This is a genomic window from Pseudomonas sp. UMAB-08, from assembly GCF_900095225.1.
Classification (GTDB): Bacteria; Pseudomonadota; Gammaproteobacteria; order Pseudomonadales; family Pseudomonadaceae; genus Aquipseudomonas.
This window is the reverse complement of sequence record NZ_LT607414.1, coordinates 370,274-380,371: the sequence shown is the minus strand read 5'-3', so window position 1 is coordinate 380,371 and position 10,098 is coordinate 370,274. Positions and strand designations below refer to the sequence as shown.

The 10,098-nt window shown below is 59.9% G+C and carries 10 protein-coding genes; 6 read left to right on the top strand and 4 right to left on the bottom strand.

From position 1 onward, the window contains the following. The 4 genes from K0F75_RS25525 to K0F75_RS01665 all read left to right on the top strand — a co-directional run. Positions 1-687: molybdopterin molybdotransferase MoeA (locus tag K0F75_RS25525; protein ID WP_257604228.1), on the top strand; the 687-nt coding region annotated here is incomplete at its 5' end. A 131-nt stretch (positions 688-818) separates the two neighbouring features. After that, positions 819-1,814 (top strand): peptidase U32 family protein, encoded by a 996-nt coding sequence (locus K0F75_RS01675; protein ID WP_219060025.1) that lies wholly within the window; start codon positions 819-821, stop codon positions 1,812-1,814. Positions 1,815-1,824: 10 nt separating this feature from the next. After that, entirely contained in the window at positions 1,825-2,715 is an 891-nt protein-coding gene (locus tag K0F75_RS01670) for a U32 family peptidase (RefSeq protein WP_219060024.1), read from the top strand. Continuing rightward, on the top strand, positions 2,709-3,179 hold the full coding sequence (locus K0F75_RS01665) for an SCP2 domain-containing protein (RefSeq protein WP_219060023.1): 471 nt from the start codon (positions 2,709-2,711) through the stop codon (positions 3,177-3,179). Before K0F75_RS01670 ends, K0F75_RS01665 begins: the two co-directional genes overlap by 7 nt. A 163-nt stretch (positions 3,180-3,342) precedes the next feature. Here the strand turns inward: K0F75_RS01665 and K0F75_RS01660 are convergent, their stop codons facing one another. The 4 genes from K0F75_RS01660 to K0F75_RS01645 form a co-directional block, all read right to left on the bottom strand. Further along, positions 3,343-3,753: a putative zinc-binding protein gene (locus K0F75_RS01660; protein WP_219060022.1), complete on the bottom strand. Its 411-nt coding sequence runs from the start codon at positions 3,751-3,753 to the stop codon at positions 3,343-3,345. Between the two features lie 80 nt (positions 3,754-3,833). Next, the gene (locus K0F75_RS01655; RefSeq protein WP_219060021.1) at positions 3,834-4,511 is read right to left on the bottom strand and encodes a Crp/Fnr family transcriptional regulator; all 678 of its coding nucleotides are present in this window, start codon (positions 4,509-4,511) and stop codon (positions 3,834-3,836) included. Between the two features lie 86 nt (positions 4,512-4,597). Beyond that, positions 4,598-5,245 carry a two-component system response regulator NarL gene (gene narL, locus K0F75_RS01650; protein ID WP_219060020.1) on the bottom strand — a complete coding sequence of 216 codons (648 nt, stop codon included), beginning with the start codon at positions 5,243-5,245 and terminating at the stop codon, positions 4,598-4,600. Further along, on the bottom strand, positions 5,242-7,044 hold the full coding sequence (locus tag K0F75_RS01645) for a HAMP domain-containing protein (RefSeq protein ID WP_219060019.1): 1,803 nt from the start codon (positions 7,042-7,044) through the stop codon (positions 5,242-5,244). The genes narL and K0F75_RS01645 overlap by 4 nt, the downstream gene beginning before the upstream one ends. A 314-nt stretch (positions 7,045-7,358) precedes the next feature. On the opposite strand from K0F75_RS01645, the gene K0F75_RS01640 reads away from it, so the two are divergent. Continuing rightward, on the top strand, positions 7,359-8,663 hold the full coding sequence (locus tag K0F75_RS01640; RefSeq protein WP_219060018.1) for a nitrate/nitrite transporter: 1,305 nt from the start codon (positions 7,359-7,361) through the stop codon (positions 8,661-8,663). Continuing rightward, the gene (locus K0F75_RS01635) at positions 8,641-10,038 is read left to right on the top strand and encodes a NarK family nitrate/nitrite MFS transporter (RefSeq protein ID WP_219060017.1); all 1,398 of its coding nucleotides are present in this window, start codon (positions 8,641-8,643) and stop codon (positions 10,036-10,038) included. Before K0F75_RS01640 ends, K0F75_RS01635 begins: the two co-directional genes overlap by 23 nt. Positions 10,039-10,098: the final 60 nt, after the last annotated feature.

Here is a 10,098-nt window from a genome sequence, read left to right as displayed (position 1 = left end):
GTGTGCCTGCTCAGCAGCGGCGATGAATTGCGAGAGCCGGGCGAGCCGTTGGCGCCGGGGCAGATATACAACAGCAATCGTTACTGCCTTGCCGCGTTGTTGCGCGGTTGGGGCGTGGAAGTGCATGACTATGGCGTCATGGCCGATGAGTTGGCGACCAGCCGGCATGCCTTGAGCCTGGCTTCGTCGGAATGCGACCTGCTACTGACCTCTGGTGGCGTATCGGTGGGCGAGGAAGACCATCTCAAGCAGGCAATCGAAGCGCTGGGCAGCGTCGATTTTTGGCGACTGGCAATCCAGCCGGGCAAACCGCTGGCGTTTGGCGAAGTCGCTGGAAAACCCTGGATAGGCATGCCGGGCAATCCATCGGCGGCGCTGATTACCGCGCTGGTGGTCGTGCGTCCGTTTCTGCTCAGGGCACAGGGAGTCACTGAGGTGATGCCTGTGCCATTGGCCGTGCCGGCCGGGTTCGATTGGTTACAGCGCAACAAACGTCGGCAGTACCTGCGGGCAAGGCTGAGCCCAGGCGCCGATGGGCAATTGAGTGTGGAACTGCACCCTCAGCAAAGCTCTGCCATGTTGAGCGCCGCCTGCTGGGCCGACGGCCTTGCCGTGATCGAGTGCGGGCAGCAGGTCCTCAAACACGACAACGTCATGTTCCTGTCCTTCGCCGACCTGATGCATTGATGGCAATTGATCACCGTCAAGGCCCTGTCTGCCGGTCTCGCTAGACTGGCAGCGCATTTTCGACTGCTCTGAGTCTGCGGACGGCAGGTATCCACCGAGGGTCGAGACGAGTTCCTTCATGAGGATTACCCATGCAACTGGTCTGCCCGGCAGGGAACCTGCCTGCGCTTAAAGCGGCTGTGCGCCAAGGCGCCGATGCCGTTTACGTCGGTTTTCGTGATGACACCAATGCCCGGCATTTCGCCGGGTTGAATATGGACGACAAGCAGTTCGACGCCGCAGTCGCGTTCATTCGCCAACATCAACGCAAACTCTATGTCGCGGTTAACACGTACCCTCAGCCCAAGGGCTGGGAGCGCTGGCAGCGGGCGGTGGATCGCGCCGCCGACTTCGGCGTGGATGCGCTGATCGCCGCCGACCCTGGCGTGCTCAACTATGCCAGTCAGCGTCACCCGCAACTGGCGCTGCACTTGTCTGTCCAGGGTTCAGCAACCCATGCCGCGGCGCTGACGTTCTATGCGCAACGCTACGGTATTCGCCGCGCCGTGCTGCCTCGGGTGCTGTCGTTGACGCAAGTGCGCCAGGTCGCCGCCAGCAGCCCGGTGCCCATTGAAGTCTTCGGCTTCGGCAGCTTGTGCATCATGGCTGAAGGGCGTTGCCACCTTTCCTCCTACGTCACGGGCGAATCGCCGAACCTGTGTGGCGTCTGTTCGCCGGCCAAGGCAGTACGCTGGAGCGAAGACGCCCAAGGCCTGAGCGCACGCCTCAGTGAAGTCCTGATCGATCGCTACACCCCTGACGAGCCCGCTGGCTATCCGACCTTGTGCAAAGGCCGCTTTCTGGTGGGTGGCAAGCGCTTTCATGCGCTGGAGGAGCCCACCAGTCTCGATACCCTGGATCTGCTGCCGGAACTGGCGGCCATCGGGGTCGAAGCGGTAAAAATCGAGGGTCGCCAACGCAGCCCGGCCTATGTGGAACAAGTCACCCGCGTCTGGCGTGCCGCGCTGGATGCCCATCGCGGCTCGCCGGGCAGCTTTCGGGTCAAGGATGAATGGCGTCAGGTGTTGGCTGGTTTGTCCGAAGGCAGCCAGACCACATTGGGTGCTTATCATCGATCATGGCAATGAGGGACTGGACATGAAGCTCAGCTTGGGACCGGTCCTGTTTTATTGGGACAAAGAGCAACTCAGTAACTTTTACGCCGAGATGTCGGCCTTGCCTCTGGATGTGATTTATCTGGGGGAAACCGTGTGTTCGAAACGCCGGGCATTTTCATTGGATCAATGGCTGGGCCTGGGGCGCGAGTTGCACGAGTGCAGCCAGGCGCAGATGGTGCTTTCCAGCCTGACGCTGATCGAAGCAGCGTCCGAGCTCTCCAGCCTGCGCCGCCTGTGCGACAACGGCCAATTGCTGGTGGAAGCTAACGACATGGGCGCGGTGCAGTTTCTGGCCGAGCGCAAGCTGCCCTTTGTCGGTGGACCGGCGCTCAATCTGTACAACGGCCATGCACTGACGCAACTGCTGGACTGCGGAATGACCCGCTGGGTGCCGCCGGTGGAGTGTTCGGCGGCGCTGATTGGCGATGTGATCGAGCAGGTGCGTGAGTTGGGACGCGAGGTACCGGAAATCGAAATTTTTGCTTATGGGCATTTGCCTCTGGCCTATTCCGCGCGCTGTTTTACCGCCAGGGCGGAAAACCGGCCCAAGGACGACTGCCAGTTTTGCTGCATCAACTACCCCGACGGCTTGGCCTTGAGCAGTCAGGAAGGCCAGCGGTTGTTCACGATCAATGGCATTCAAACAATGTCGGCCGACGTGACCAATCTGCTGGCTGATTATTCCGGACTGGTGGCCTGCGGTGCTGATCTGTTGCGCCTGAGCCCGCGTGCCCAGGGGATGGCGGAAGTGATTGCCGCCTATCAACGGGTTCGTCTGGGCGAGACGCCGCCGCTGTTCGTTGAGGGCTGCAATGGTTATTGGCATGGCCAGGCTGGCATGTTGCGCGTCGAGGAGGCAGGCCTGTGTTGAACCGGAAAAAATGGTTGTTGAAAGGTGCTGATCGGTTGTTGCCGTTGGCGCACCGAGTGCCTTTTGCCGTACAGCGGCTGGTGTTGCAGCAAGCGCTCAATCGCTGCCTCGCCGAGCCTCTGCGCGACGGCAGTTTTGAGCTGTTACGGGGTCGTTGGCTGTGCCTGCGGATTCCAGATCTGAGCTTGTCCTGGTACCTGACCCTGGGTCGTGAGGGATTGCAGATCGCCGAGCGGGCAAAGGCGCACGTGACCATCAGCGGCAACTGGCGGGAGTTTTTACTCCTGGCCAGTCGTCAGGAAGACCCTGACACCCTGTTTTTTCGCAGGCGTCTGGTGATTGAGGGGGATACCGAATTGGGGTTGGCGTTGAAGAACCTGATCGATAGCCTGGACCCTGATGTATTGCCTGTTTGGTTGTGGCGCAATCTGGAGCGGGCAGGGAAGGGGTTGGCGGCGGGGTGAGAATCTGCGTTGCTGTGATTGCCTGCGATGAAGCCGGCCTGGCTCTTGCGGCTATCGTAGGAGCCGAGCTTGCTCGCGATGGCGGCCTGGCAGCCGGCCTGTCTTTCGCGGATATACACTCTCCCACAGTGGACTTTCATTGCATCAAGACCCTGTCAGATCCTCAATCCATCGTCTCGGCGGCTACGATCATCCGGTTTTTCTCCTCAAGATCACCCCCGCCAATCAACCGTTTTACCTCCTCGAATAACTCATCACTCTGCTCCTCGGTGCAGTCCTCGCCATAGCGTTTGCGCAGGCCGTGCTGGCTGAGGATCAGGTGCACATCGGCGTGCAGGCCGTGCTGGTTCAGACAGGCTTCGACACATTGCAGCGGGCAGCCGTCCAGCGCGAGGATCGGCCGTCCCGAGCGCGCTTTATTGACCAGCGGCGCGACATGCCCGCCGACACCGACGATGCAGGACATTTCGGCCAGGCCTGCGCGATCCAGGCGCAAGGCCAGGGTGTTGGCCAGTTGCGCGACATTCGAACAGCCGGAGCAGGAGTAGACCAAAGGCAGGGTTGAATCGGGCATGAGGGTTCTCCAGTGATGGACTCTGCCAGTGTGCAAGGCTGGCGGCATTGTGCCTTGACCATGGTCAAATCCGGGGGCGGCTACTGTTGGTAAGCGGCCAGATCCTCTTCGGCGAGGATGCGGATATTGCGGCGCTCCATGGCGATCAGGCCGCCCTCGACCAAGCGATGCAAAATGCGCGAGAAGGTTTCCGGCTGGATGCCCAGTTTCGAGGCCACCAGACGCTTGGACACCTGCAAGACGATCTGGCCATTGACCGGGTCCCGTTCCTGGAACAGGAAGTTGATGACCCGTCGGCTGGCGTTGGCGAGGGTCAGGGTGTCAATGTCCTTGAGGCGCTGGTGCAGGTGAATGCTCATGCTTGCCAGGATCGCCAGACAGATCTTCGGCTGATCTTCCAGGGCGTTGCGGTAATGGCTGCCCTCAATGCTGACCAGCACGCAGTCCTTCAGTGCCGTGGCACTCACCGGGTAGAGTCTGGCCTGGCTGAACAGCAGGGCTTCGGCGAAGGTTTGCCCGGCGTGAATGACCTCCACCAGGTTTTCCTGACCTTCACCCGTAACCCTGTGCAGCTTGATCTGACCGCTGACCAGCAAGAAGAAACGCTTGGCCGGATCGCCTTGATGCATGAGTGTGGCGTGACAGCCCAAGTGTTTGAGATTGGCCAGATTGCAAACATCCTGGAAGACCTTTTCCGGCAATTGGCTGAACAGGTGGTGACGGCGCAACGTTAAAACGATTGAAGGGTGGGTCAGCATGGCGTACCTCCGCTGACGGTCATGGTAGAGCTCGCGGACCCTGTGGCCTATGCCTCCGCAGGTCTACCTCCAAAGAGGGATGTCCGTCAGCTGGTGCTGCGCAGATGCTCCATGGCCCACACGGCCGCCTCTACCCGCGAGCGCAAACCGAGCTTGTGCAACAGGTTTTTGACGTGAACCTTGACCGTACCTTCGGTGATGCCCAGCTTGTGCCCGATGACCTTGTTGCTAAAGCCGCTGGCAATGGTTTTCAGTACCTGGCGCTCGCGCTCGGTCAGTTCCACCACGGCCTGGCGTGGCGGTGAACGCAATGCCTGGGCCATGGCCCGAGTCAGGCCGGGGCTGATGACCAGTGCACCGTTCAATGCATCACGAATGTATTGAATCAACAGTTCGGGTTCCATGTCCTTGAGCAGGTAGCCATCGGCATCCAGGCGCAGCGCGTCACGAATATCATCTTCGGCGTCCGACACCGTAAACAGCAGCACCTTTCCCGTGTAGTGCGTGGCCCGTAACCGCCGCAGGGTTTCAATGCCATTCATCTGCGGCATGTTGTTATCGAGCAATATCAGATCGGGTTGCAACGGCTCGATGAGCGCGAGTGCTTCTTCACCGTTTCCGGCTTCACCGACGATCTCGAAATCATCCTCGAGTTCGAGCATTTGGCGGATGCCATGACGCATCATCGGATGATCGTCCACCAGCAGGATTCTGTGTCGCAGGGACGGATTCATGAAACGCTACCTTCTGTTTGTTGCCCGAGAAACTCCGGTTGGAATTCCAGCTGGACGAGGGTGCCTTGCGGCACCCGGGAACATATCTGCAGGTGACCGCGCAAGCTGCGGGCGCGTTCCTCCATGATGGTCAGGCCGTGGTGTTCACGCTTGTCGATATTGCCGCTGAAGCCCCGACCGTCGTCTTCGACCGAGAGCCTGACGGTTTCGCCGTCCTGACGCAGTTGCAGCCAGGCGTTTTGCGCATGGGCGTGGCGCGAGCAGTTGGACAGCGCTTCGCGAGTGATTTGCAGAATGTGGATCTGCTCACTGGCCGACAGTTGAAAGGCCAGCGTATCGACGTGCAGGTGCACCAGGAAATCCCCACGGCGGGAGAATTCCTGGGCGGTGTCCTTGAGCTCTTGCACCAGCCCTTCGTCGTGAATCTGCAAGCGAAAGGTGGTCAACAGTTCGCGTAGCTGGCGGTAGGCATTGTTCAGCCCCTCGCGCAGTTCGGCGGTGACGGTTTCCAGGGTTTCGACCGGTTCGCCACGGCGCATCAGGGTTTGCATGCGGCTGACTTGCAGCTTCATGTACGACAGCGCCTGGGCCAGTGAGTCGTGCAGCTCGCGGGCAATGATAGTGCGTTCTTCGAGCAGCAGCAGGCGATGATCCTGTTCGCGCTGGCGTTTGAGCGAGAGCGAGGTACCGATCAGGTTGGCCAGCGCCTGGATCAGTTGGGACTCCCAGTTCTGTGCCCGATGCCCATCGTCAAAATGCGCCTTGAGCTCACCCAGTTCATTGCCCTGGTTGCTGATGCTGAAGGTTTGCGGACTGGATTTAGTGTGTTTCTGGCAGGTGGCGCATTCACTGCTGGCACAGACTTCCCGGTGGTTTTCGCCATGCAGGGCGAGCATGTGCGAGGCGGGTGCCTGCACCGCGCCGCGCAAGCATAGAGATAGACGCAAGCCAGGCAAGCGTTGCTGGAAGCGCCGGATCAGTTCATCCAGCCCTTCGGCATTGGCCAGGCGCGTAGCCAGGCTGCGGCTGCTTTGGTACAGCAGTTCCAGGGCGGCATTGGCTTGTTGCAGGTTCAGGGTTTTCTGCTGGACCTGACTCTCGAGGGTGCGGTGCGACTCTTCGATGGTTTCGGCCATGGCGTTGAAGCTCATGGCCAACTGGCCCAGCTCATCTTGCGACTGATGGTTGACCCTCACTTTGAAGTCTGCGTCGCGAAAGCGCTTGGTGGCGTCCACCAGTTCTTGCAAGGGCTTTACGACGCCGTACTGCAACTCATATAGACCGATCAGCAGGATGAAGATGGTAGTGAACAGGGCCATGCCCTGGATTGCCTGCTGCCAGCCTTGTTTGTGTTCGCTTTGTTGCTGCAACAGGCTGACGAACTGGTTCAGTTGCTCGACGAAAGGCAAGGCATTGGCCTGGAAAAATTCCGAGTCGCCACGCTCCAGCGCCGGACGTAAATCGGTGCTCCAGCGTTGCTGGATTTGTTGGTAGCTGGCCTGCAGGGCGGTTGCCGGACCATCGTCCAGCACAGCCTTGAGCGATTGACTGTCCAGGCGTTGTTGCAGGCTGTCGGTGATGGTTGAGATTTCTTCACCGGTTGCGCCAGAGGCCAGTTTCCAGCTCAGGTGGTAGGTCTCCATGCGCACGGAACCGGCGGTGTTGATGGCCGCTGCATCGCCCTGACTGAACCAAGCGATCAGCCCGGCGCTCAGGGAGCTGGCGAGCGCCAGGATGGCAATCAGGATCACCGCTAGCGCAGCGCGAGCGGGCAGGGAGCTGCGCAACCAGCGCAGCATCAGCGCTGACCCAGAAACAAGATGAGGAAACCTGGCATGTAGAACTCCAAATGGTGGCTGCGGATGGTTTTGCAGCCGATCCCGGTCGCACTACCTCTAAAGAGTTGTCGGCCTCTCCCGGTAGGTCAAAGCGTCGACATAAAAAGTTAACAGGTTGATAAATATAGGGTTTTATTGGATTTTTGGTCTACCTCCTTGGAGGTAGACCGCATCAGCATAGGCTTATAGCGCCATGGGCTTCGTTGATGTGGGTCAATTTTCTGCAGGGTGCGCCTCACTAGTCTCCAGCCATGGATAACTGACTGGAGAGCATTGTGACCCAACCGCGTGTGCAACAAGGGCTTGTGCTGGGTATGAGTACGCTGGCCTTCACCGTGTGTTTTATGGTCTGGATGATGTTTGCCGTGCTCGGCGTGCCGATCAAGGAGCTTCTCCAGCTCAACGAAACCCAATTCGGCCTGCTCGCCGCGACCCCGGTGCTGACCGGCTCACTGGTGCGTTTACCGTTGGGCCTGCTGACCGACCGCTTCGGCGGGCGCAGCGTGTTCTTCCTGCTGATGCTGGCCTGCGTGGCGCCACTGTATCTGATCAGCCACGCCACCGCCTACTGGCAGTTCCTGGCGTTGGGCTTGTTCGTTGGCCTCGCCGGCGGCTCGTTTTCAGTGGGGATTGCCTATGTCGCCAAATGGTTCGACAAGGAGAACCAGGGCTTCGCCATGGGCATCTTCGGTGCCGGTAACGCCGGGGCCGCGGTGACCAAGTTTCTGGCTCCGGCGCTGATCGCTGCCGGCAGCTGGCAGTTGGTGCCGAAAGTCTACAGCGCAATCCTGTTCATCACTGCACTGCTGTTCTGGTTCTTGAGCGCAGAAAACAAAGACCATCGCAGCGCCAATGGCGCCAGCTTGCGTGAACAACTAAGTGCGTTGAAGGACCCTGCAGTGTGGCGTTACTGCCAGTACTACTCGATCGTTTTCGGCGGCTATGTCGGCCTGGCGCTGTGGATGACCAAATACTACGTGCAGGAATACGGCTTCAACCTGCAAAGCGCGGCCCTGTTGGCGGCCTGCTTTTCCCTGCCTGGCGGCGTACTGCGCGCCGTCGGCGGCTGGATGTCGGATCGCTGGGGGCCTCAAAGCGTCACCTGGTGGGTGTTGTGGGTCAGCTGGATCTGCTTGTTTCTGCTCTCGTATCCCCAGACTCAATTGCAGGTGCAGACCATCAACGGCCCGCTGAACGTTCATATCGGCTTGAGCCCCACGCTATTCACCGCACTGTTGTTCGTCATGGGTATCGCCTTCGCGTTCGGCAAGGCGTCGGTTTTCAAGTACATCGCCAACGACTACCCGGAAAACATGGGGGCGGTGTCCGGCATTGTCGGCCTCGCTGGCGGCTTGGGCGGTTTCGTGTTGCCGATTCTGTTCGGCGCACTGGTGGACCTGACCGGCGTGCGCTCCTCCTGCTTCATGTTGATGTATGGCGTGGTCTGGGTCTCCCTGACCTGGATGTATTTCAGCGAAATCCGCAAACGCCCGTGGCTCGGTAAGCAGCCGCCAGTGACCCCATTCCCGTTTTCCAGCATTGCCCAAGGAGAAGAACATGTCCGTTCTGCAAAAGCCTGATTCAGGCCCGGTCATTCACGACTGGCGCCCGGAAGACCCCGCGTTCTGGGGGCGTACCGGCAAACAAACCGCCACACGTAACCTGTGGATCTCCATTCCTGCGCTGTTGTTGGCCTTTGCGGTGTGGATGGTCTGGAGCACGGTGATTGTGCGTTTGAACGCCATTGGCTTCACCTTCAGCACCGATCAGCTGTTTTGGCTGGCGGCATTGCCTGGGCTCTCGGGCGCAACCTTGCGGGTCTTCTACTCCTTTATGGTGCCGATCTTCGGCGGCCGCCGCTGGACCGCCCTGAGTACTGCGTCGCTGTTGCTGCCATCGATCTGGATGGGCTTCGCCGTGCAGGACCCGAGCACCTCCTACAGCGTGTTTGTCCTGATTGCCTTGCTCTGCGGTTTCGGCGGCGGCAACTTTGCCTCGAGCATGTCCAACATCAGCTTCTTCTATCCCAAGTCCCAGCAGGGTACGGCCCTGGGCCTCAACGCCGGGCTGGGTAACCTGGGTGTCTCGGTGATGCAGTTCTGTGTGCCGCTGGTGATTACCTTTGGTGTGTTCGGCTTCATGGGCGGATCACCGCAAGTACTGCCAGACGGCAGCCAGTTGTGGCTGCAGAACGCAGGGTTTATCTGGGTACCGTTCATTGTCGCGGTGACGGTGATTGCCTGGTTCGGCATGAATGACTTGTCCAGCGCCAGAGCCTCGTTCAGCGAGCAGGCAGTGATCTTCAAGCGCAAGCACAACTGGCTGATGTGCTGGTTGTACCTGGCAACCTTCGGTTCGTTCATCGGCTTTTCCGCAGCCTTTCCGCTGCTGATCAAAACCTCCTTCCCTGATGTCATCGCCTTGAAATTCGCCTTCCTCGGCCCTTTGGTGGGTGCCTTAGTGCGCCCATTGGGCGGCTGGTTGGCGGACAAGCTCGGCGGCGCGAAAGTGACCTTGTGGAACTTCGTCCTGATGATCGTCATGGTGTTCGGTGTGCTGCACTTTCTGCCGCAGCACGGTACGGGCGGCAACTTCTACGGCTTCCTCGGCATGTTCATGCTGCTGTTCATCACCACGGGCGTGGGCAACGGCTCCACCTTCCGGATGATCCCGGTGATCTTCCGCACCCTTCATGAAAAGTTCTCCGCCGGGCAAGCGCCTGCCATCCGCGAACAAGCGATGAAAAATGCCGGCAAGGAGTCGGCTGCAGTGCTCGGCTTCAGTTCCGCGATGGGCGCCTTCGGTGCGTTCTTCATTCCCAAATCTTTCGGCACTTCGATGGCGCAGACCGGCGGCCCGGAGATGGCCTTCTACATGTTCGTCGGCTTTTACCTGAGTTGCATTGTGGTGACCTGGTGGTGGTACGCCCGCAAGGGCGCCGCGACGCCCTGCTGACACGACCCGAATCCAACCATTGCGTGGGCGGGGCACAGACCCCGCGGCAAGCCTGAGAGG

Bases quoted from the DNA above. Each gene is read 5' to 3' on its own strand.
- K0F75_RS01675 (WP_219060025.1), top strand. From the start codon at position 819: ATGCAACTGGTCTGCCCGGCAGGGAACCTGCCTGCGCTTAAAGCGGCT.
- K0F75_RS01670 (WP_219060024.1), top strand. From the start codon at position 1,825: ATGAAGCTCAGCTTGGGACCGGTCCTGTTTTATTGGGACAAAGAGCAA.
- K0F75_RS01660 (WP_219060022.1), bottom strand. From the start codon at position 3,753: ATGCCCGATTCAACCCTGCCTTTGGTCTACTCCTGCTCCGGCTGTTCG.
- K0F75_RS01655 (WP_219060021.1), bottom strand. From the start codon at position 4,511: ATGCTGACCCACCCTTCAATCGTTTTAACGTTGCGCCGTCACCACCTG.
- narL (WP_219060020.1), bottom strand. From the start codon at position 5,245: ATGAATCCGTCCCTGCGACACAGAATCCTGCTGGTGGACGATCATCCG.
- K0F75_RS01645 (WP_219060019.1), bottom strand. From the start codon at position 7,044: ATGCTGCGCTGGTTGCGCAGCTCCCTGCCCGCTCGCGCTGCGCTAGCG.
- K0F75_RS01635 (WP_219060017.1), top strand. From the start codon at position 8,641: ATGTCCGTTCTGCAAAAGCCTGATTCAGGCCCGGTCATTCACGACTGG.